Annotated in this window: 24 protein-coding genes and 2 tRNA genes; 23 read left to right on the top strand and 3 right to left on the bottom strand. The window is 40.4% G+C overall.

Annotated features, from left to right (window positions below; genetic code table 11):
- The first annotated feature begins 10 nt into the window (after positions 1-10).
- Positions 11-2,371, top strand: a complete 2,361-nt coding sequence (locus tag AC3XNE_RS11260; RefSeq protein WP_489832163.1) for an endonuclease MutS2 — start codon at positions 11-13, stop codon at positions 2,369-2,371.
- 100 nt (positions 2,372-2,471) lie between these two features.
- On the opposite strand, the gene AC3XNE_RS11255 is transcribed toward AC3XNE_RS11260, so the two are convergent.
- Positions 2,472-2,954 (bottom strand): YslB family protein, encoded by a 483-nt coding sequence (locus AC3XNE_RS11255; protein WP_489832162.1) that lies wholly within the window; start codon positions 2,952-2,954, stop codon positions 2,472-2,474.
- A gap of 170 nt (positions 2,955-3,124) precedes the next feature.
- Between AC3XNE_RS11255 and AC3XNE_RS11250 the strand changes: the two genes are divergently transcribed.
- The 9 genes from AC3XNE_RS11250 (at position 3,125) to manA (ending at position 9,013) form a co-directional block, all read left to right on the top strand.
- Positions 3,125-3,721 carry an XTP/dITP diphosphatase gene (locus tag AC3XNE_RS11250; protein ID WP_489832161.1) on the top strand — a complete coding sequence of 199 codons (597 nt, stop codon included), beginning with the start codon at positions 3,125-3,127 and terminating at the stop codon, positions 3,719-3,721.
- A gap of 105 nt (positions 3,722-3,826) precedes the next feature.
- Positions 3,827-3,899: transfer RNA gene (locus AC3XNE_RS11245), tRNA-Glu, on the top strand.
- 165 nt (positions 3,900-4,064) lie between these two features.
- Complete coding sequence (locus AC3XNE_RS11240) at positions 4,065-4,376, top strand: hypothetical protein (RefSeq protein WP_489832160.1); 312 nt, start codon at positions 4,065-4,067, stop codon at positions 4,374-4,376.
- Between the two features lie 108 nt (positions 4,377-4,484).
- Positions 4,485-4,557, top strand: a tRNA-Gln gene (locus AC3XNE_RS11235).
- A 525-nt stretch (positions 4,558-5,082) separates the two neighbouring features.
- A complete protein-coding gene (locus AC3XNE_RS11230; RefSeq protein ID WP_489832159.1) occupies positions 5,083-5,823 on the top strand; it encodes an amino acid ABC transporter ATP-binding protein in 741 nt (246 codons plus the stop codon).
- An 87-nt stretch (positions 5,824-5,910) separates the two neighbouring features.
- On the top strand, positions 5,911-6,177 hold the full coding sequence (locus AC3XNE_RS11225; RefSeq protein ID WP_489832158.1) for a LysR family transcriptional regulator: 267 nt from the start codon (positions 5,911-5,913) through the stop codon (positions 6,175-6,177).
- A gap of 27 nt (positions 6,178-6,204) precedes the next feature.
- Positions 6,205-6,867 (top strand): histidine phosphatase family protein, encoded by a 663-nt coding sequence (locus AC3XNE_RS11220; RefSeq protein ID WP_489832157.1) that lies wholly within the window; start codon positions 6,205-6,207, stop codon positions 6,865-6,867.
- Between the two features lie 5 nt (positions 6,868-6,872).
- Positions 6,873-7,874: a serine hydrolase domain-containing protein gene (locus AC3XNE_RS11215; RefSeq protein WP_489832156.1), complete on the top strand. Its 1,002-nt coding sequence runs from the start codon at positions 6,873-6,875 to the stop codon at positions 7,872-7,874.
- Between the two features lie 173 nt (positions 7,875-8,047).
- Positions 8,048-9,013 carry a mannose-6-phosphate isomerase, class I gene (manA, locus tag AC3XNE_RS11210; RefSeq protein WP_489832155.1) on the top strand — a complete coding sequence of 322 codons (966 nt, stop codon included), beginning with the start codon at positions 8,048-8,050 and terminating at the stop codon, positions 9,011-9,013.
- 44 nt (positions 9,014-9,057) lie between these two features.
- Here manA and AC3XNE_RS11205 read toward each other — a convergent pair whose 3' ends face one another.
- Entirely contained in the window at positions 9,058-9,762 is a 705-nt protein-coding gene (locus AC3XNE_RS11205; RefSeq protein ID WP_489832154.1) for a type 1 glutamine amidotransferase, read from the bottom strand.
- The gene (locus AC3XNE_RS11200; protein ID WP_489832153.1) at positions 9,762-11,111 is read right to left on the bottom strand and encodes a MurT ligase domain-containing protein; all 1,350 of its coding nucleotides are present in this window, start codon (positions 11,109-11,111) and stop codon (positions 9,762-9,764) included. Before AC3XNE_RS11200 ends, AC3XNE_RS11205 begins: the two co-directional genes overlap by 1 nt.
- Positions 11,112-11,340: 229 nt before the next feature.
- Between AC3XNE_RS11200 and AC3XNE_RS11195 the strand changes: the two genes are divergently transcribed.
- From AC3XNE_RS11195 to AC3XNE_RS11135, 13 genes are all read left to right on the top strand, one after another.
- Entirely contained in the window at positions 11,341-11,916 is a 576-nt protein-coding gene (locus AC3XNE_RS11195; RefSeq protein ID WP_489832152.1) for a thymidine kinase, read from the top strand.
- A gap of 54 nt (positions 11,917-11,970) precedes the next feature.
- Positions 11,971-13,059: a peptide chain release factor 1 gene (prfA, locus tag AC3XNE_RS11190; protein WP_489832151.1), complete on the top strand. Its 1,089-nt coding sequence runs from the start codon at positions 11,971-11,973 to the stop codon at positions 13,057-13,059.
- Positions 13,049-13,897, top strand: a complete 849-nt coding sequence (prmC, locus tag AC3XNE_RS11185) for a peptide chain release factor N(5)-glutamine methyltransferase (protein ID WP_489832150.1) — start codon at positions 13,049-13,051, stop codon at positions 13,895-13,897. Before prfA ends, prmC begins: the two co-directional genes overlap by 11 nt.
- Positions 13,898-13,915: 18 nt before the next feature.
- On the top strand, positions 13,916-14,938 hold the full coding sequence (locus AC3XNE_RS11180) for an L-threonylcarbamoyladenylate synthase (RefSeq protein WP_489832149.1): 1,023 nt from the start codon (positions 13,916-13,918) through the stop codon (positions 14,936-14,938).
- A 288-nt stretch (positions 14,939-15,226) separates the two neighbouring features.
- Complete coding sequence (upp, locus tag AC3XNE_RS11175) at positions 15,227-15,856, top strand: uracil phosphoribosyltransferase (protein WP_489832148.1); 630 nt, start codon at positions 15,227-15,229, stop codon at positions 15,854-15,856.
- A 325-nt stretch (positions 15,857-16,181) separates the two neighbouring features.
- The gene (gene atpB, locus AC3XNE_RS11170; RefSeq protein ID WP_489832147.1) at positions 16,182-16,892 is read left to right on the top strand and encodes a F0F1 ATP synthase subunit A; all 711 of its coding nucleotides are present in this window, start codon (positions 16,182-16,184) and stop codon (positions 16,890-16,892) included.
- 27 nt (positions 16,893-16,919) lie between these two features.
- On the top strand, positions 16,920-17,150 hold the full coding sequence (atpE, locus tag AC3XNE_RS11165; protein ID WP_489832146.1) for a F0F1 ATP synthase subunit C: 231 nt from the start codon (positions 16,920-16,922) through the stop codon (positions 17,148-17,150).
- Between the two features lie 48 nt (positions 17,151-17,198).
- A complete protein-coding gene (gene atpF / locus AC3XNE_RS11160; protein WP_489832145.1) occupies positions 17,199-17,720 on the top strand; it encodes a F0F1 ATP synthase subunit B in 522 nt (173 codons plus the stop codon).
- Positions 17,707-18,249, top strand: coding sequence for an ATP synthase F1 subunit delta (gene atpH / locus AC3XNE_RS11155; protein ID WP_489832144.1), 543 nt, complete (start codon positions 17,707-17,709; stop codon positions 18,247-18,249). The genes atpF and atpH overlap by 14 nt, the downstream gene beginning before the upstream one ends.
- Before the next feature lie 20 nt (positions 18,250-18,269).
- The gene (atpA, locus tag AC3XNE_RS11150; RefSeq protein ID WP_489832143.1) at positions 18,270-19,781 is read left to right on the top strand and encodes a F0F1 ATP synthase subunit alpha; all 1,512 of its coding nucleotides are present in this window, start codon (positions 18,270-18,272) and stop codon (positions 19,779-19,781) included.
- Positions 19,782-19,799: 18 nt separating this feature from the next.
- Positions 19,800-20,732 (top strand): F0F1 ATP synthase subunit gamma, encoded by a 933-nt coding sequence (locus AC3XNE_RS11145; RefSeq protein ID WP_489832142.1) that lies wholly within the window; start codon positions 19,800-19,802, stop codon positions 20,730-20,732.
- Positions 20,733-20,751: 19 nt separating this feature from the next.
- Positions 20,752-22,158 carry a F0F1 ATP synthase subunit beta gene (gene atpD / locus AC3XNE_RS11140; protein WP_489832141.1) on the top strand — a complete coding sequence of 469 codons (1,407 nt, stop codon included), beginning with the start codon at positions 20,752-20,754 and terminating at the stop codon, positions 22,156-22,158.
- 14 nt (positions 22,159-22,172) lie between these two features.
- On the top strand, positions 22,173-22,592 hold the full coding sequence (locus tag AC3XNE_RS11135; protein ID WP_489832140.1) for a F0F1 ATP synthase subunit epsilon: 420 nt from the start codon (positions 22,173-22,175) through the stop codon (positions 22,590-22,592).
- Positions 22,593-22,621: the final 29 nt, after the last annotated feature.

The following is a 22,621-nucleotide window of genomic DNA, read 5'->3' as shown; positions in this document are numbered from 1 at the left end:
GGTGGATAAAATGAATGAAAAAAGTTTAACAACATTAGAATATTTTAAAATCAAACAACAGGCTAAGCAGTATTTAGTCACTGATATGGGTAAAAAAGAATTGCAAGATCTGCACCCGTTTACGACTAATGATGAGATCTCACTGGCGTTAAGCGAAACGAAGGATGCCGCTGATATATTGCGTTTAAAAGGCGGAATACCATTGCCAAAGATCACCGATGTTAAGCCTTTTTTGAAACGATTAGACATCGGAGCCTCCTTGAGTGCTAAGGAATTAGCCGCCGTAGGCAAAGTTTTACGGACAACAAATGAGGTGCGACATTTTTTTCATGATTTACAGGATGACGAAGTGGCTTTGAATGAGTTATATGATACGGCTTTTGCTTTAGAAACCTTGCCTCAGATCACTAGAAGGCTAACAATATCAATTGAAAATGATGGGCACGTAACGGACGATGCTTCTAGTTTGTTAAAAAGTCTCAGAAGGCAGGTCAATACTACTGAACAAAATATCCGAGACACATTGTCTGATTTTACGCGCGGCAAGTCTGCGAAGTATTTGAGCGAAGCTGTAGTTACTATCCGTCAAGATCGCTATGTCTTACCAGTCAAAGCGGAATACCGCAACGTTTTTGGTGGGCAAGTTTATGACCAAAGTACAAGTGGTCAAACACTTTTTATCGAGCCTAAGCAAATTGTGACACTTAATAATAAGCTGTCAGAACAAGAAGCAGCTCAAAAAGAAGAGATCCGGCGCATCCTTCGTGAATTATCGGAACTGATCGTTCCATATACCACAGAAATTGAAGCTAATTCCAAGGTCTTGGGACACTTGGACTGGGCTAGTGCTAAAGCAGCGTATGCTAAGAATTTAGGAGCAACAGAACCTTTTCTAGCGGATGATAATTCTCTGTATTACAGGCAGGCGTGGCACCCCTTGCTTGATCATAAGAAGGCTGTCAAAAACGATATTATGCTAGGGAAAGATTTCAAAACCATGTTGATCACCGGTCCTAATACTGGTGGAAAAACGATCACTCTAAAAACTATTGGGCTGATTCAGCTAATGGGTCAATCTGGTTTGTTTATTCCTGCAAATGAAGGCAGTCGGATCTGTGTTTTTGATGAGATCTTTGCAGATATTGGCGATGAGCAGTCGATCGAACAAAATCTTAGTACTTTTTCGTCTCATATGACCAATATCGTTGATTTTTTGGGTCAAATCACTCCTAGTTCCTTAGTTTTGTTTGATGAGTTGGGTTCAGGGACAGATCCGCAAGAAGGCACGGCTTTAGCCATCGCGATTTTAGATGAGGTAGCTGCTAAGGGCAGTTACGTTGTGGCGACTACGCACTATCCTGAATTAAAAGTTTACGGCTATGAACGTCCTGAAACAGTTAACGCTTCTGTTGAATTCGATAGTAAAACATTGAAACCGACTTACAAATTGCTGATCGGTATCCCGGGTCGAAGTAATGCCTTAGACATTTCTCAGCGTTTAGGTTTGCCACAGACGATCATTGATTCGGCTAATCAATTGGTCTCAAAGGATAGTCAGGATCTAAATAACATGATCGGTGATCTGGTTCAAAAAAGACATGATGCTGAGGAAGATAAGGTTCAGACTCATAAGTACCTAGTTGAGTCTGAGCAATTACACGCAGACCTTGAAAAGGCGTATGCTGCTTTAAATAAGCAACGCGATCAGTTGATAGAAAAAGCCAAACAAAGATCTAATGATATGGTGGCTGAAACTTCAAAGAAAGCTGATAAGATCATCGCAGATCTACGTTCACTAAGGTTGAATGGGGACTCGAATGTCAAAGAAGATAAACTGATCAGCGCCAAGGGGCAATTGAACAAATTGCGCCAGCCTGAAAATTTGCGAAAAAACAAGGTCTTAAAGCGTGCTAAACAAAAGCATGAACTCCACCCGAATGATGATGTTTTGGTTAAAAATTATGGCCAAAAAGGTGTTTTATTGCAAAAGGTCGGCAATCATGATTGGGAGGTGCAGATCGGGATCCTCAAAATGAAGATCAATGAAAATGATTTGGAAAAGATCTCTGTTTCTGAAGAAAATGATCAAGGCAGTCGCACCTCTGTTAAAAGGACTGCTAGTAGCGGGCTTTCTACTAGTCTTGATCTACGTGGTCAACGGTATGAGGAAGCACTGTCTAATGTTGATCGTTATTTGGATAGTGCGCAGTTAGCTGGTTACTCATCTGTCACGTTGATCCATGGCAAGGGTACGGGATCTTTACGGCAAGGGATCACAAAGTATTTGAAAAATAATAGTTCTGTCAAAAGTTTTGAATATGCTTCTCCTAACGCGGGAGGTAATGGCGCTACAATTGTGCATCTGAAGTAACCACAAAAAACCAGCGGGAAAGCTTGGATTGATATACCAAGTTATCCCGCTAGTTTTTATTTGGTAAGTTTGAGAATTTTATGCTCGTTGTCGCATAAGCTTAGGGTGTCTGTTCATCCAGTAGGTGGATCATATTATCTTCTTCTAACTCTTCATGCTGCGCCGAATTATCTAAATCGATCTTGACGGTAATTGTAACCACATTCTTCTTTGTGCCTGAAATTAGTGCCTCCGCCAAATGTCCCAGCTGATTTTGGATCGTTTCGGCTAAAAATCCAGCTTCAAGTAAATAATTTGGCGATTCGGCAACTTTTTGGCGTGTCTCGATGGTAGGCCCAGATAACTCAAAAATCTGTGTATCCCTTTTAGATTTGACGCGTGTCAGTTTTCCCCAACCAGCTTCCTCGAAAAAGACAGGGAGTTCCTCATCTTTTGCTAAGACAAACTCACGCGCAATTTTTTTGCCTGCCCAGTATAAAATATTGCCGTCTTTTCCAATTAAAGCTGGTATTAATTCGTCACGTAAAAGTGTGGTAGGAAAACTTTTCGTGGCTGATGAAATATCGAAAAAATTTTTTGACATGGATCTTTACTCCTTTAATTTTCTAATCTCCATTATACATACATTTATCACTTGAAACCAAAAAAATTAACTTTGAAAAATTTATGCCCTTGTATTTGATGCTAGCATTTTTTACAAATTTTTGGGATAATTGTTTCGGAAATAAAAGATCATCTGGTGGAGGGGTGTTTGTGGATACAATATTGATCGCGACAGCTAATCCGGGAAAGGCTGCAGAGTATCGTAGAATTTTTGAAGCGAAGAATGTTGCTGTGAGGACTTTGGCCGATTTAGAAAATAACTATAACATAAATGAAAACGGAACGAGTTTTGAAGAAAATGCTTTGATCAAGGCTAACACGCTGATGTCTAGTTTAAGCATGCCCGTTTTGGCAGATGATTCCGGATTGATCGTTGATGCCTTAAATGGGGCTCCTGGTATTCATTCTGCTCGCTATGCTGGAGATCATGATGATGAGGCCAATAAGGAAAAACTGTTAAAAGAGTTGCAAGAAGTTCCGTATGAACAAAGAACAGCTCGTTTTTATTGCTCAATAGTGGTGGTGCGCCCTGGGGTTGAACCATTAAGCGTTGCAGGAGAAGCTGAGGGGTTGATCTTATTTGACGAACAGGGCACGGATGGTTTTGGTTACGATCCTTTGTTTTATTATCCACCGTTAAAAAAATCTTTTGCTAAGTTGACAATGGTAGAAAAAAATAAAGTTAGTCACCGTGGGCATGCTGTTGAAAAATTACAAGACGCTTTCGATGAGTGGTGGCAAAACTAAACGATTATATTTATTGTGAATTCAATTAAAAAACACTTTTTTCGAAAATATTTTAAAATTGGTTTGACAATTGCTGACTATCATGTATAATTAAAAGAGTAATTTTGCCCGTTGGTCAAATTGGTTAAGACGTCGCCCTCTCAAGGCGGAGTTACGGGTTCGATCCCCGTACGGGTGATAATGGCAAGATACAAGTTAAGAGGATGCTTGTAAATCAATTTTTGCAGGCATTCTTTCTTTTTATCGTCAAATATATAGGAAATGACTATTTTTTTAGCAATGAGTTATAATAGTCAACGAAAATATGTATTGCCAGGAAACTATCAACAAGGAGGGTAAAGACTTGCTCAAAAAAACAAAACATTTCTTGCGTGCCAACAAGATCCCGTATACTAAAGAGCACGTTAATCCATTGATGGTACCTGAAAGGGTCTATGTTTTGAACTTCGGTCAAACTGACGAAGGACATTATTTAAATAGATTTATTGTAGAACATACCTATACATGGACTGGTAGGGTCAAGATCAATAAAATTACTTTGAGATTACACGGACAGGTTCATCCACATGTTTTTAAAAATGAGCATGAATTATTGCATTATCTCAAGAAGCATACTGATCAGTTGACTGAAGCGCTCGATCAAGGCAAAAAGTGATCCTAAGTTATTATATATGTTCTTCTTCATTAGTTTTTAATTGTAGATAAATTTAAATCTAGCTTGACAAAGTTTTATAATTACAGTAAACTAATGGAGTTGAGTTATTGGGCATTCGCCAAACTGGTAAGGCAGTGGACTCTGAATCCATAATTTACAGGTTCGAGACCTGTATGCCCAATTGATAATAGATGGCGGCTTCCAAACCTATGTAAAATATAGGTTTGGAAGCTTTTTTATTTTCTGGGGGATTCGGCAACATTAATCAATGTGTTTGTGAACCAAGATAACCATTGCAAATGGGTCTATGCGAGTACACCTGATGCGTCAACAGGTATCCTGAGAGATGTACATCTGATTTGGTTAAACCGGTTGATTGGCGGTCAGGCTAGTTTGGTATAGCAGATATTTTTGTCTTTATAGTTCGGCTAACAGTTTATTTCGCTCAAAATGAAACAGACTTTGATAGCTATTTAAAAAGGCATGATATAAAAAGTAGCCAAAGAAGTGGTCTAGGAGTAGGTTCCTAGGAACTAGGAGAAATGAAAGCTGCCAAAATAGTTAATTCACATTGTAGATTTAATTATCTCGATGTCGTGATTTTAAGAATGTGGTATACTTGGAACATTAGTTTTGAATCAACTTTTTAAGGATTTACAGCAGATAATTTTGGTAACAGGATAAGATCACTTGAGGAGGGTTTTGCATGTCAGATTTAAAAGTAAATGTTAGCGACTTGAATAAAAGTTTTGGAGACAATCATGTTTTGAAAGGAATTAATTTTTCTGTCAAAAATAATGAAGTAGTAGTTGTGATCGGTCCTTCTGGTTCGGGAAAAAGTACCTTATTACGTTGCTTAAACAAACTTGAAGATCCCACTTCTGGTTCGATAGAGATCGATGGAATGGATATCAGTGAGCCCAAAGTAGATATTGATAAGGCCCGTGAAAATATTGGAATGGTCTTTCAGCACTTTAATTTATTTAATAATTTAACGGTCGGTGAAAATATTAAATTGGCTCCAACGCAGTTAGGCAAACAAACTAATACAGAGGCTCAAAAGTCAGCTGAAGATTTGCTAGAAACAGTTGGTCTATCTGATAAATTTGATGCAATGCCCGCATCGCTTTCTGGGGGCCAAAAGCAACGAGTGGCGATCGCGCGTGCTTTAGCAATGAATCCCGATATTATGTTATTTGATGAGCCAACTTCGGCACTTGATCCGGAAATGGTCGGAGATGTGTTGGCAGTTATGAAAAAGTTGGCGAAAGATGGAATGACAATGGTCGTGGTCACTCATGAAATGGGGTTTGCCAAGGAAGTGGCTGATCGAGTTGTTTTCATGGACGACGGTCGTGTTATGGAAGAGGGCACTCCACAGCAGATCTTTGAGGATCCAGCTAATGAACGGACTCGAGTATTTCTTGAAAAAGTTATCGACGTGTAAGTAATGTTTTGACACTGTACCTTTAACAAATGTTATAAATAGTCTTGGTCTTGTGTATAGTTATTATTCAAAGTGAGGGAAATTGAAATGCTGAAAGTGATCTTAGTGATGCATGATGTAAAACATAACGATTATTATCGAATGAACAAGACATATTTTGAAAGTATGCCTGTCATTGGACAGTATATTTATAATACGGATGCAAATGCCTATTTAGTTGAAGAAGTCGTTTCATTTGCAGGCTATGTTTCGAGTAAGGGTGCGATCGCAGTGGTGGTTGTTACCCCTGCCGATGAAGACGATCCAGTTAGTCATATTTATGGGCTTGATATCGAAGAAGATCTGGATGATTGATTTTATTATCCATAATAAGAGGAAAAAATGGGAATAACACATTTTTATTTAGTACGACATGGGCAAACGAAAGTAAATCGACTTGCGCGTTTGCAAGGCACTACTGATTCTGCGTTAACAGTCCAAGGGATCATGGATGCTAGAAAACTAGGCCGCCGTTTAGCAGACATTAGATTTAGTGCAGTTTTTGCAAGTAATTTACGTCGGACACAAGAAACTGCAAATAATATTATCCAAGTGAATAATTTTCCGGATCCGCCCAGCTTTTATTTGAGTGATCTTAGGGAATTCGATTTTGGACAATACGAGGAAGCTAAAAAAAGGGTTTTGATCCCGAATGCGTTGCGTGCGTTGGGCCCTTTTCAAATTTTGCGTACGGCTCTTGGCAAACAACATGCAAATGGGCTGGTGGACCTGTTCGATCGGATGTCTAACAATGTGGCGTTGGAGTCAAGTGTCGATTTGAGTCAGCGGATGACACGAACATTGGAGGGGATCGCCAAAACATTTGACAAAGGCGAGCATAATATTTTGATCGTGACACATGGTTTGATATTATCTTCATTCATTGAAAGCTTGAATGGAAGTGTACCGCTGTTATTGATCCGCAATACCAACGTGGTTCGCGTCGATTATGAACATGGAAAATTTAACATAAGGACTACGAATTTTCTTGGAAAAAAGAAGTGATGCTTTTGAATCCTAGGACGACAGAATTATTACATGAATTAGCTGATGAAGGGGTCGTACCTGGTGTGTCTTATGCGATGATCCACCAAGGCGAGATGCAGTCTGAGGTATTTGGGAAAAAAAAAATTTTTCCAGGCCATGAGAAGCTGACACCTGGATTGTTGTACGATGTAGCCTCGCTAACAAAAGTTGTTTGTACAACACCTTTGATTTTGAAGATGATCGCAGAGCGAAAAATTTCTCTAGATCAGCCACTTTGCCAACTGTTGTCTCGATTTAGGGACGGACGTGTAACGGTGCGGCATTTATTGACGCACACTTCGGCAATTACTGGCTATATCAAAAACCGTGATCAATTGAATGCAGACGAGTTGTTAACGGTAATTTACGAACAGATGCATGTCGGCGACTGGTTGGGTGAAAAAGTAGTTTATACGGATATTAACATGATCTTGTTGGGCCAGATCATTGAGGCATTTTACCATCTTCCTGTACAAAGGGTTTTTGAAAGTGAAGTCCTTAAACCTTTAGGATTAAACGAAAGTACTTTTACACCAGATGCGAACTACTGTGTCCCGACAGCTATTGATCCTATTAGAGGGTTGATCAAAGGAGAAGTTCATGATCCTAAAGCTTATGTCTTAGGTAGGCATTGTGCGTCCGCCGGCTTATTCATGACTCTTAATGATTTAACTAAGTACGCTTTGTGGCTTCTTGGTCAGTTTGGGACAATGCCGTTATTGTCAGATAATACAGTTACTTCTTTGTTTGCTGATTATACGCCAAATAAAAAAGGGCATCGCTCACTTGGTTTTGAATTACGTGATACTCCTGATGGAAGGCATTGTTTATATCATACAGGCTATACGGGTACTTTTTTGTTGGTAGACAAGCTAAAGCAGGACGCCTTGATAGTCTTAACTAACCGAGTACATCCACGGCAGCAAAACAGTCGGTTTTTGCAGGCTTGTGATCACGTGCTCCAGGTTTATTTGGAAGAAAAATGAATTGGAGCTGCTAAATTCCAGTTGTTGGTGGAGTTTAGTAGTTTTTTATTGAACAAGACCAGCGAAGAAAGTAAAGTCTAGGAAAACAAAAATGAACATGACCGCGTAGTTAGGTTGTCAAAGCTTTCACATACGGTTAGAATAAGGTTGATACAAAAAAGGAGCGGATCAATTTGACTGAACCACTGTTTTTACAACCTTATTTTCAAGAAAAGATTTGGGGAGGGTCTCGTTTGGCCAGTGAGTATGGTTATGATATTCCTAGTGATCATACGGGCGAATGTTGGGCGATTTCCGGACACTCCCATGGACCAGCGACTGTCATTAATGGTCCATACCGCGATCAGACGGTAACCGAGTTATGGGATCAGCACAGGGAATTATTTGGCAATGCAAAAGGTGATGTTTTCCCTTTGCTGACAAAGATCTTAGACGCACGTGAAGATCTTTCAGTTCAGGTCCATCCCGATGATGCCTATGCGCGGGAACATGAAGGAGAACTAGGGAAGACCGAGTGTTGGTATGTTTTGGCTGCAGACCCGGGAGCAGAAATGATTTATGGACACCACGCAAAAAGCAAGGCAGAATTAACAGAAATGATCGAAAACCAGGAATGGGATCGGTTATTCAGACATGTTCCTGTTAAGCCGGGCGATTTTTTGTATGTTCCTAGTGGCACGATCCATGCCATCGGCAAGGGGATCATGGTTTTAGAGACGCAGCAAAGCAGTGATACCACATATCGCTTGTATGACTTTGATCGTGTTGATCAAAAAACCGGGCAGAAGCGTGAATTACATTTAAAACAATCGATCGATTGTACCAACGTACCGTTTGACGAACCTAAATTAAACCGTGAGGACTATCCGGTTGGTGATGCTCAGGTCACTCGTTTTGTTGCAACTAAGTTTTTTGCGGTATACAAATGGACTTTGACAGGCGGGGTAGCCGTTTTTAAGAGACAAGAAGCCCCATATACCTTAGTATCAGTGCTTGATGGTCAAGGTAGTATCAGAGTCGAAGGACAGGACTATCCGATCAAAAAAGGAGTTCATTTTATCCTTCCGTTTGCTGTGAAAGAATGGCAGTTACAAGGCGACTTAACTATTATCGCATCTGAACCTGGACAAGAAGCATAAAAAACATGGATCTGATCAGTTTTACTGGTCGGTCCATGTTTTTTTCAATAAGTTGGTTTGATTTCTAAAGCTTCTTGTTGTGAAAAGTCAGTTTCGGGATATTTTCTTTTAAGAGCAGTGAGTAACATTTTTTTCGCTAGTTCACCATTCCTAGCTAAAATTGGTCCGTGAAAGTAAGAACAAAAAGTGTTATGGTAAATCGCGCCTTCGCCACCGTCTTTTCCATTATTTCCGTGTCCTGAAATAACAGTTCCAAGCGGGTGTTCGTTCTTACCTAGGTAAGTAAGACCATTATGATTTTCAAATCCATGGTAGACGTCACCAGATCCTTCGTTTTTGATCGTGATATCTCCAATAAAACGGTTGTTATCTTGGCTGTTAGTATAGTGTGGTAAAGCGGCAATACCAGGGATCTTTTGACCATCGGCTCCAATATAATATTTACCAAGTAATTGGTAACCGCCACAGATCGCTAAACCGGGACCGTCGTCTTCGATGAATTTAGTTAGTTCCTGTTTTTTAGTTTGAATATCTTTGGAAACGATCATTTGTTCATAGTCCTGACCGCCACCAAAGAAAAACATGTCATAATCATCTGCTTTGAAGGGTGTATCTAATGAAACTACTTCAACATCGAGTTTGACATCCATTTTTTTAGCATAGTACTTTAATGTCAAAATATTGCCAATATCACCATATGTGTTCAAAAGGTCTCCGTATAGATGGGCGAGTCTCAGTGAGTATGCCATCAATCCATTCCTCCTTTGATGTAACCTTGTTGTGCCAACATTTTACGCAACTGCAAAACGGCAGTATAAGTTGCTAATACGTAGACATGTTTTGTTGGCATAGCTTTTATTTTTTTCAAGACTTTTTCAAGGTTTTCTTCTTGTTCAAAGTTTTCTTCTGGTACCCCAGCAACACGCAATCTGAAGGTGATGTCTTTATACCGTTCTCCCCCAGTTAAGATTGCAGGTATCCTGTCAAATGGTAATTCTTCGAAGCGACCGTCCCAGATCCAACTGGTGTCGATCCCATCAGCATAATTTGCATTAAGCAAGACTGCCAGTGAGAAAGGCTCTTGGTCACTTTTGACCATTTGGAGGACTTGATCTAAGCCAACCGGATTTTTAACTAGGATCAATGTAACTTCCTTTCCATCAACATCGATCACTTCCTGACGACCAAACACCTTGCTATCCGGATCACTGAGGGCATTGACGGCAGTATTTGGTTCAACATCTAGAAAGGAACCGATGGTGTATGCAGCTAGTGCATTGTACATATTATAGGTCCCACCGATGTGGAGCGTTATCTCATGACCATCGATCTCAAAAGTCGAAGTTTGTGGTGTTTGTTTGATCAATTTGTTGATCTGATGTTGCAGTTCAGGACGCTTAAAGCCGCAATTGGGGCAGTAATATTTACCAAGGTTACTATAGACCAAGTTTTTAAAATGCAAGATGTGTTGGCACTTAGGACACAATAGACCGTCAGTGTTAGCTGGTGCCATTTGTTCTTGGTCATTTTGCTGATCAAAACCGTAATAGACCAGAGGGTTAGGTAATTCCTTACTGTTAAAGATCGGTGCGTCCCCATTAGCAATTACAGTTGCCGTAGGGTGCATCTTTATTCCTTTTAATATTTTCTCATAAGTTGTATAGATCTCCCCGTAGCGGTCCATTTGATCACGAAATAGGTTAGTTAAAACAAAAGCAGATGGTTTAATGTATTCCGAAATAATAGGAACATTGGCCTCATCGGTTTCTAAAACTGCGATTTTTTTACCGTTTTTTTGTTTTTTATTAGTTAAAAAAGCTGTGACTATCCCTTGTTTCATATTAGAACCGCTCGGATTAGTCAAAACCTTACCATATTTTGCCTGTAGAACTTTAACAGTTAACGCGGTCGTTAAAGTTTTTCCGTTCGTACCCGTGATGATCACGATCTCGTGATCCTTAGCTAGATCACGTAAAACATCAGGATCGATTGAAAGTGTTATTTTACCCGGTAAAGAGGTTCCTCCATGCATAAAATTGTGTAAGAACCAGTATGATGATTTACCGGCTGCGATCGCTAACGAGCTTTTCAGCGTCATTTATATTTCCTCCACTTCCAAATTAATGTATCTTATAAATATAACTACCATATGGTATCTTACCATAAATTAGCATTTGTAATGTGAGCTTATAATTTTTTTAAATTTCTCAAACTGAGATATAACTACATATGAAAAGCACTCCGGTTTGAATTATAAATAGAGAGATGAAATTTTTCTGAAAATCATATATACTAAAGAATGAAGTTTTAGTTGGAGATGAAGCAGCGTGGCACAGTTATTTTTTCGCTATGGAGCGATGAACAGCGGCAAATCGATCGAGATCTTGAAAGTCGCACATAATTATGAAGAACAAAACAAAAAAGTATTGATCTGTACCAGTGGAATAGACGACCGTGAAGGTGTAGGTTACATCGCTAGTCGGGTCGGTTTAAAAAGAACGGCTGTGCCGGTTTTTGACGAAACAGATATTTTTTCGTTGGTTAAAGATGGTCATGAAAATATATCTTGTCTACTGATCGATGAAGCTCAGTTTTTAAAAAAGCACCATATTATTGAACTGACCAAAATAGTTGATCAGATGAAAATACCAGTAATGACGTTTGGTTTAAAAAATGATTTTCGCAATGAACTGTTTGAAGGTTCTAAGTATTTGCTATTATATGCAGATAAAATGGAAGAAATGAAAACTATCTGTTGGTTCTGCAATAAAAAAGCTATTATGAATTTGCGATTTAATAATGGAGAGCCAGTTTACTCTGGCGAACAGATCTTAATTGGCGGTAATGAGCAATATTATCCAGTTTGTCGTAAACATTATTTTGATCCACCGCAAGAAGATTAAGCAAGTTATCCAAAATATTTTATTGTTAGGTTGAAGATAGTAAAGGAGTTATTAATGAATAAGTTATTTGAAAGACTGCAAGTCTTAGAAGATCGCTATGCTGAATTAGCAGAACTTCTTTCTGACCCGGAAGTGATCGCTGATACTTCACGATTTGCTGCATTATCTAAAGAAATGGCAGATCTGCGCGAAACAGTTGAGAAATTTCGCCAATTAAAAAAGGTTCAAAAAACGATCGATGATGACGACGAGATGATGCGTGCAGGTCTAGATGATGAAGAAATGGACGAAATGGTCAAGGATGAACTGGCAGACGCTAAAGAAGAACGTTCAAGTTTAGAAGATGAGATCAAGATCTTACTGTTGCCTAAAGATCCTAATGATGAGAAAAATATTATCATGGAGATCAGGGGTGCTGCCGGTGGCGATGAGGCTAGTTTGTTTGCCGGTGATTTATTTAATATGTACAGTAAGTATGCTGAAAAACAAGGCTGGACGATCGAAGTCATTGATAAAAGTGTGACTGAAGTGGGGGGCTTTAAAGAAATTGCCTTGCTGATCAATGGTAGCAAGGTATATTCTAAGTTGAAGTATGAGAGTGGAGCTCATCGGGTCCAACGTGTTCCGTCAACAGAATCTGCTGGGCGTGTTCATACATCTACCGCGACTGTTGTTGTAATGCCGGAAGAAGAAGACGTTGAGATCGAGATAGATCCAAAGGATATTCGAGTTGACGTGTATCGTTCATCAGGTGCTGGTGGTCAGCATATTAATAAGACGTCTTCTGCTGTCAGAATGACCCATTTGCCAACAGGCATCGTAGTTGCCATGCAAGACCAGCGTTCACAGCAACAAAACCGTGAAAAAGCGATGAAGATCTTAAAAGCCCGTGTTTATGATTACTATGCTTCTAAAGAACACAATGAGTATGATGAAAATAGAAAGTCAGCTGTTGGGACCGGTGATCGTTCAGAGCGTATTAGAACATACAATTACCCCCAAAACCGTGTGACTGATCATCGTATTGGCCTTTCTCTAAACAAATTAGATCGCATCATGAATGGCGAACTTGAACAAGTGATCGACGCTTTGATCTTATATGATCAAACAAAAGCTTTGGAGAATTTAGAAAATGAGGAGTAGTCAGAGAACTTTTTTTGAAGCTCAGCAATGGGCTTTTTCTTTTATAAAAAATGCAGGTTATGATATTTCTGCTGCTGATTTGCTGTTATTCGGTGAAATGGAATTCTCAGCTACTGAATTTTTAATGCATCTTAGAGACGAAGTTCCGGAGAAAAACTGGCAACATTTTAAGAGAAATGTTGAATTATATTGTCAAGGTTGGCCAGCCCAATATTTGTTAGGTAATGTCTACTTTTATGGATTAAAATTAAAGGTCACCCCAGCGACCTTGATCCCTCGCCCAGAAACTGAGGAGTTAGTTGACTGGATCATTTCAGGTAATGACCGGACGAATAAAAAGGTTGCTGATATTGGTACTGGAACGGGGGCGATCGGATTAGCCTTAAAGGATCAACTACCTGGTTGGCAGGTATCTCTGACTGATATTTCAGTCCCAGCACTGGCGGTCGCACGCGAAAATGCAGATAATTTGAAATTGGATGTTTCTTTGATGCAAGGAGACCTGTTTACTCCCTTGACTACTGCACCATATGACATTATTGTCAGCAATCCGCCTTACATTAGCCAAGGTGAAAAAAAAGAAATGGATCAAAGCGTGCTTGAGCATGAACCGCATTTGGCTTTATTTGCTTCTGATAATGGTCTGGCTTTTTACCGCAGGATCGCCAAAGAGATCGCTAGTTATATCCACGTCAATTCAAAATTATACTTGGAGATCGGGTATGCCCAGGGGAAAAATGTTGTTGCATTATTTAAAGAGGCTTTTCCACAAGCAGAAGTTACGTTAAAACGTGATATTACAGGGCATGATAGAATGCTCCGTGTTATTTTTAAATAGAAGGGATGCATTTGTTTTATGATGATAACTAAAATATACTCGCCGGCAGAGACCAATAAAGCTGCCGAGGAGCTTAAATTGGGAGAATTAGTTGCTTTTCCGACAGAAACTGTTTATGGTTTGGGGGCAGATGCCACCAATGAACAAGCAGTTAAGCGTGTATACCTAGCTAAGGGGCGTCCTTCTGACAACCCCTTGATAGTCACTGTTTCTTCCCCGGAAATGGCAGCTGAATATATTGCTGACTTTGGTCCATATGGCGAAAAATTGATCAAAACATTCTGGCCGGGACCGTTGACTTTGATCTTTAAAATCAAGCCCGGTTCTTTGTCGCCAGTAGTTACTGGTGGTTTAAGCACGGCAGCTTTTAGAATGCCGCAAAATGAGGCAACTCGTCAAATGATCGCGCAAGCAGGAGTACCGATCGTTGGGCCTTCTGCCAATTCATCAGGCAAACCAAGTCCGACAACGGCTCAACATGTTTTTCATGACATGGAAGGTAAAATCGCGGGGATATTAGATGACGGCCCGACCACGGTCGGTGTCGAGTCAACGATCCTTGACCTAAGTACTTCAGAGCCTGCGGTTTTACGGCCAGGTGGTATCACATCTGAGCAAATCAAAAAAGTGATCGGTCAGTCAGTTGATGCTAGTCAGCATAAAGTCGGTGCAAATGAAACACCTAAAGCACCAGGAATGAAATATAAGCATTATGCCCCGACGGCCCAAGTTTTGATCGTAGCTCCAAAGGACTGGGAGCAGGCTTTAAAGTGGGCTAGTGATCAAGGAGAAAAAATTGGTGTCATGGCACTTTCAAGCACTTTAAGTTCGCCACTGCCTGCTAATGTTTTGCCCTATGACATGGGCGACGATCTGGCTTCGGCGACTCAGCGTTTGTTCGATGGCTTACGTTATTTTGATAATGTACAACAGGTCAATTGGATATTAGCTTGTTCATTTAAAGAAGAAGGACTTGGTGCAGCCTATATGAATCGCCTGAAAAAATCAGCTGGCGACACATTTTTTGAACCGCATGCCTAAATTTGTGAGCAGAGCCTTTTAATTGAGAATATTATAGTTTTTTTCTGGTTTTTAGCAGGAAAGTCTATTAGAATTAAGGAGGGAACATAGCAAGGCGGTCAAAAATGGGCATGAGTTTTGCTATGAAGTTGTCCTACAAAAGGGCGCAGCAAACTTGTAAGCCTCGTTTATTGTACAAATCAGTTATTTTAGTGTTTTTTTAGATGCCTTAATAGCTGATTGAATCAGTGGTGAGACTTTGTTTGTGAAGCTCAGCTAAAAAAGTGAGTCAAAGGAGTGTTATGAGTAATGGGAAAATTTGAGATCTTGGATCATCCGTTGATCCAGCATAAGTTGACGATCATCCGTAACGAGCAATGCGGTACGCGTGAATTTCGCCAAGTCGTTAATGAAATTGCTGAACTAATGGCTTATGAAGTTTCGCGTGATATGCCTTTAGAAGATGTGCAGGTCAAAACTCCAGTTCAAGAGGCAACGGAAAAACGGCTAGCTGGGAAAAAGGTAGTTATTGTTCCAATTTTACGTGCTGGTTTGGGAATGGTCGATGGGATCTTAGAGTTGATCCCTGCAGCTAAAGTTGGTCATATTGGAATGTACCGTGACGAAGAAACTTTGCAGCCGCATGAATATTTTGTTAAAATGCCTGAGGACCTAGCAAGTCGTGAAATGATCGTTGTTGATCCAATGTTAGCAACTGGTGGTTCTGCGATCATGGCAGTTGATGCCTTGAAGAAACGTGGAGCTAAAACTATCAAATTTGTCTGCTTGGTCGCTGCTCCAGAGGGAGTAAAGGCTTTGCGTGAAAAACATCCAGATATCGATGTTTATTCAGCTTCACTAGATGATCATTTAAACGAAGACGGTTATATAGTTCCTGGCTTGGGCGATGCCGGCGACCGTTTATTTGGGACGAAGTAATATAATACTTATTTAGTAACAGTGACCGGATCGATACGTAAAACTTAGTGTTTGGATCCGGTTTTTTAGCATCAATGTGAAAACGGTTGATTTGTGAACAAAAAGCGCTCCCAAGTGAATTATTTCACTGTTTTTGAAAATCTAAGAATTTTTTCTCAAATAAGTCTGAATTTTTCAGAAAATAATGCAAGAAAAGCTTTATTTTTAATGGCAAAAAGTGGTATGATTTCAGATGTATTCAATGATACTACATCTTGAATCAACCTTATGGTTCTACCGTAAATGTTCAGCCGTAGTGATTACAATTGAAAAGAGGTGAGACTTGGTGGATGATGGAACAAAAGTTATCACACTTTTGGGGATCCCATTTAATGTAGGAAACTGTCTGTCGGGTTTAGCTACAACTATTATTGTTTTCCTGTTGATTTACGCGTTTTCAAGAAACATCCAAATGAAGCCCAAAGGGAAGCAAAATGCACTTGAATGGTTGATAGACTTTACGAACAATATCGTTAAAGCGAACTTACCTGATAAGCAGGGAAGAAACTATCAATTGTTTGCTTTTACACTATTTATATTGATTTTTGTCAGCAATCAGATCGGGTTGATGATTCAATTTAGTGTTGGAGATGTGACTTTTCTTAAGAGTCCTACTGCTTCACCAATGACAACTTTAACGTTGGCGTTGCTTGTGATGGTTCTCGCTCATTTTTGTGGCGTGGCAAGATTTGGTTTTAAAGGCTATTTCAAAAACGCTTTTCTAAGTCCGATGCCTGCATTATTTCCAATTGAACTATTAGAGGAGTTTACTAATTTTCTAACATTGGCTCTTCGTTTATACGGGAATATTTTTGCTGGTGAGGTTTTATTGACAACGATCGGTTCTATGGCAAAAGCCGGTTGGCTAGGAGCCATTGGTTCTGTTCCTCTTGAGATGATTTGGCAGGGCTTTTCCGTGTTTATCGGAGCGATCCAAGCTTACGTTTTTGTTACTTTAACAATGGTTTATATTTCGAAAAAGGTTGAAAAAGAATAGTTTTATAATTTAAGGAGGAATTTGAATATGTCTCTTGGTGTAGGTTTAGCTTTATTAGGTGCCGGAATTGCTGCAGGTTTAGCTGCTATCGGTACTGGTGTAGGTAATGGTTTGGTTATTTCCAAAATGATGGAATCAACGGCTCGTCAACCTGAATTATCTGGACAACTACGGACGACTATGTTTATTGGTGTTGGGTTGATCGAAGCTGTTCCGATCATCGCTGTTGTTATCGCCTTCTTGTTGTACGCAAAATAATTTCAAAATTATTTTTAAAGATGACGTCAATAGAGGAGGTGTCAATAGATGAATTCAACGTTTTTGCTTGGAGCACAGCAAGTTGCTTGGGGTGACTTTTTGTTTTACCTCATCTTGTTTGTTATTTTAATGGCGTTAGTGGGTCACTTTGCGTGGAACCCGATTCAAAATATGCTACAAAAGCGTGCCGATAAAATTTCTAATGACTTAGATTCTGCAGAAGGGGCGCGTTTGAAAGCTGAAAAACTGGCTAAGCAGCGTGAAGATGCTTTAAGTGATTCTCATAATGAGGCCAGTCAGATCGTGTCTCGGGCAAAGGATAATGCTGAACAACAGCGGACTGCGATCGTACAACAAGCTAATAATGACGCAACGACCTTGAAAAGCAACGCCCAAAAAGATATTTCGCGGCAAAAGCAAGAAGCCTTGGATGGTGTTAGAAATGACGTTGCAGAGTTGTCTATTGAAATAGCTTCAAAGATCATTGAAAAAGAGCTTACAGCAGATGATCAAAAAGAAATAATAGACAAATATATTGAAGGGTTGGGGAAGCAAAATGGCGCTCAGTAATGCTGAAATAGCAAGTCGTTATGGTCAGGCACTTTTCGATGTCGCTGAGTCAAAAGATATTACTTCTCAAACCGCAGCGGAACTTGTTAAATTAGAAAAAGTGATCAAAGAGCAACCTGACCTGCTCGTATTTTTTGCGAGCCCACAGATCACTCAAGAAGCAAAAAGCGAAATGCTTCAAGTTTTACAAAGGGGTGCTTCCCAATTAGTGAATGACTTCTTACAAATGTTGTTTGACTATGATAGGTTGCAAAATGTTACAGATATAATAGATGAATTTAACAGATTGAATGACGAAAAGAATGGGACAGTTCGAGTAAAAGTTACGACAGCGATCGAATTGGATGATGAACAAAAAGCAAAGCTCTCAGCTAAATTTGCTCAAGTTGTCGGTGCTAATAAAGTTGTCCTTGAGCCGGTCGTAGACAAAGAAATTATTGGTGGAGTCGTGCTACGTTCCAAAGATAATGTCTATGATGGCTCGGTCAAGTCCAAAATAGACAAAATCAAACGTCTGTTACTAAATTGATTTAAAGAGGTGAGACTTTTATGAGCATTAAGGCTGAGGAAATCAGTACTTTGATCAAACAACAATTAGCAAATTATCAAAATGAACTCACTGTTGACGAAGTTGGTACTGTTACTTATGTTGGTGATGGTATTGCACGGGCCAATGGTTTAGAGAACGCTTTAGCTGGAGAATTGTTAGAATTTTCTGACGGAACATTTGGTATGGCTCAAAACTTGGAATCCAATGACGTTGGGATCGTCATTTTGGGGTCATTCGATAATATTCGTGAAGGTGAAACAGTTAAGCGTACCGGCCGTATCATGGAAGTTCCTGTAGGTGACGAAATGATCGGTCGGGTTGTTAATCCGTTAGGACAAGCAATCGATGGACAAGGCGAGATCAAAACAGATAAGACTCGCCCGATCGAAAAAAAGGCTCCTGGTGTTATGGAGCGGCAATCAGTTTTTGAACCCTTACAAACCGGGCTAAAAGCGATCGATGCTTTGGTACCGATCGGTCGGGGCCAGCGGGAGTTGGTTATCGGTGATCGTAAAACTGGTAAGACTTCTGTTGCAATTGATACGATCTTGAACCAAAAAGATCAAGATATGATTTGTATCTACGTTGCTATCGGGCAGAAGGAATCAACTGTTCGGACACAGGTTGAAACTTTGAGAAGGTATGGTGCAATGGACTATACGATCGTGGTTTCAGCCGGCCCATCGTCCCCAGCACCAATGTTATGGTTAGCTCCTTATGCAGGTGCTGCAATAGGTGAAGAGTTTATGTATAACGGCAAGCATGTTTTGGTGGTTTATGATGACTTATCCAAACAAGCTGATGCATACCGTGAACTTTCATTGATCTTGAGAAGGCCGCCTGGTCGTGAAGCATACCCTGGCGATGTTTTCTACCTGCACTCACGTTTGCTGGAGCGTGCTGCTAAGTTAAATGATGAACTTGGTGGAGGGTCCATGACTGCGTTACCGTTTATTGAAACTAAGGCCGGGGATGTTTCCGCTTATATTCCAACTAACGTGATCTCTATCACGGATGGTCAGATTTTCTTGGATAGCGATAATTTCTATTCGGGTGTTCGTCCTGCTATTGACGCTGGGACTTCGGTTTCTCGTGTTGGAGGCGATGCACAAGTCAAAGCCATGAAGAAGGTTGCTGGGACTTTGCGTTTGGATCTGGCATCTTACCGTGAATCGGAATCATTTGCTCAGTTTGGTTCTGATTTAGATGAAGCTACGCAGGCTAAATTGAATCGTGGTCGTAGGACAGTGGAAGTTTTGAAACAACCTTTGCACAAACCACTAGCTGTTGAAAAACAAGTCGTGATATTATATGCATTGACGCATGGTTTCTTGGATCCTATTGTTGTTGACGACATCTTAGATTACCAAGATCAATTATTTGATTATATGGATAATAATTATGCAGATCTGTTAAAGGAGATCGCACAAACAGGGCAATTGCCTGACACTGATAAACTCGATGCAGCAATTTCTGAGTTTGCTAAAACATTTCAAACCAAGAAAAAATAGAAAGGGCGGTGACAACTGATGCCAGCATCTTTACAAGAGGTCAAAAGAAAAATTTCCTCAACAAAAAAGACAGGTCAGATAACTACTGCCATGCAGATGGTTTCAACTGCCAAGCTGAATCAGATTCAAAGACATACGGCCACTTATCAGGTTTATGCTTCTAAGATCCGCAATGTCATTACCCATCTAGCAGCATCGCACTTGTTGGACAATGTTGAGGCGCATGAAACTGCTGAAGAAGGCGGAGTTAATTCACTCGCAATGTTGCAACAACGCCAGGTCAAAAAGACAGGACTTGTTGTTATCACTTCTGATCGTGGTTTGGTTGGCAGTTACAATAGTAATGTGATCAAGCAGACTATGAGTTTGATCTCAAAAAATCATCATTCTAAAGATGATGTTGAGATCATCGCAATTGGCGGTACCGGTGCTGACTTCTTTAAGAAGCGTGGTTACGATATCGTGTATGAATATCGAGACTTAAGTGACATCCCTACATTTAGGGAAGCTCGTCCGATAGTGCGTGCCATCCTAAAAATGTTTGAAAGTGAAAAATTTGATGAATTGTTTGTATGTTATGATCATTTTGTCAATTCAATGACTTCCACATTTCGTGGTGAGCAGATGTTGCCTATCTCAGCTGAAAACCTTGGTAGTGAGGGCTTGAGTGATAAAAATGATTCGGGTTATAATCTTGAGTATGATACTGAACCGTCTGAAGATGCAATTTTAGAAGTGATTTTACCGCAATATGCTGAAAGTCTGCTTTATGGTGCTATGTTAGATGCCAAAACGGCTGAGCATGCATCTAGTTCTACAGCCATGCGTTCGGCTTCTGATAATGCGGATGATATCATTGCTGGTTTAGAGTTGCAGTATAATCGAGCTCGTCAAGGTGCTATCACGACGGAGATCACCGAGATCACTGGTGCTCAAGCAGCCTTAGAATAGAAATAGGAGGAATTAACGAATGAGTTCTGGTAAAGTTGTGCAAGTTATCGGACCAGTTGTTGATGTACAATTCCCTCTTAATGAATCTTTACCTGATATTAATAATGCTTTGACCGTTGAACTTGAAAATGGCTCACAGTTAGTGATGGAGGTCACCCTTGAACTGGGGGACGGCGTCATGCGGACTATCGCCATGGATTCTTCAGATGGTTTAAAACGTGGAGCCACTGTTATTGATACTGGTTCTTCGATCAGCGTGCCTGTCGGGAAAGATACGCTTGGACGTGTGTTTAATGTCCTAGGGGATACCATTGATAATGGATCTGAATTTGGTGCAGATCATCGACGTGATCCAATTCACCGCGATGCACCTGCTTATGATGAATTAAATACAAGTACTGAAGTTTTGGAAACAGGGATCAAGGTTATCGATCTGCTTGCTCCGTATGTTCGTGGTGGTAAGATCGGTTTGTTCGGTGGTGCCGGAGTTGGTAAAACTGTTTTGATCCAGGAATTGATCCACAACATCGCGCAAGAACATAATGGTATTTCTGTTTTTACCGGTGTTGGTGAAAGAACTCGTGAAGGTAATGACCTTTACTTTGAAATGAAAGCGTCAGGTGTCTTAGAAAAGACTGCCATGGTATTTGGTCAGATGAACGAACCGCCTGGTGCCCGGATGCGTGTGGCATTGACTGGTTTGACTATTGCGGAATATTTCCGTGATGTCGAGGGCCAAGACGTTTTGTTATTTATTGACAACATTTTCCGCTTTACCCAGGCTGGCTCTGAAGTTTCTGCTTTGCTTGGCCGGATCCCTTCAGCCGTTGGTTATCAGCCAACATTGGCCACTGAAATGGGTCAATTGCAAGAGCGTATTACTTCAACTAAGAAGGGTTCTGTTACTTCGATCCAGGCTGTTTATGTACCTGCCGATGATTATACTGACCCTGCTCCAGCTACGACCTTTGCCCACTTGGATGCAACGACCAACTTGGAACGTTCATTGACTCAGCAAGGTATTTATCCTGCCGTTGATCCTTTGGCCTCAACTTCTGTTGCTTTGGCTCCAGAAATTGTTGGTCAAGAACATTACGAGATCGCTACTGAAGTGCAGCACGTTTTGCAACGTTACCGTGAATTACAAGATATTATCTCAATTCTAGGGATGGATGAATTGTCTGATGACGAAAAGGTCATTGTGGGCCGTGCTCGTCGGATCCAATTCTTCTTGTCACAAAACTTCCACGTTGCTGAAAGCTTTACCGGGTTACCGGGTGCATATGTTCCTTTGGAAGAAACGATCAAAGGCTTCAAGGAGATCCTTGAAGGTAAATATGATGATCTTCCAGAAGATGCATTTCGTTCAGTTGGTAAGATCGGTGAAGTTGTTGAAAAAGCTAAAAAGATGACGCAAAACAATTAAGGAGGTAAAGTCTAATGGCTGACAAACCTGAATTAACTGTTAACGTTGTTACACCAGATGGTAGCGTCTATGAGCAGACGACTGATATGGCTATTTGTAAAACAACTCAGGGTGAGATAGGTATTATGCCTAATCGACTACCGTTGTTAGCTTCATTGGCGATCGATGAGATCAGAGTTCGGCAAGATAATGGTGAATATGAGGAAGTTGCTGTGAGTGGTGGTTTTTTAGAATTTTCTAATAACACTTTGTCAATAGTTGCTTCAGCTGCTGAACGTAAAGAAGATATCGATTCGAAACGTGCAGAACGTGCTCGCGAAAGGGCGCAAGAACGTGTCGAAAAAGCGAAAAAGGCTCATAATCCTGATGAGTTACGTCGTGCCGAAGTCTCTTTGCGTCGTGCCTTGAATCGTTTGAACATTTCAAATCACTGATTAAAAATGAAGAGTGAAGCACAGATCTG

The sequence above is a fragment of the Ligilactobacillus sp. JN-6 (Y).1 genome, assembly GCF_058111525.1.
Note: the sequence above shows the minus strand (reverse complement) of the source record. Positions and strands in the feature narration are given on the sequence as shown.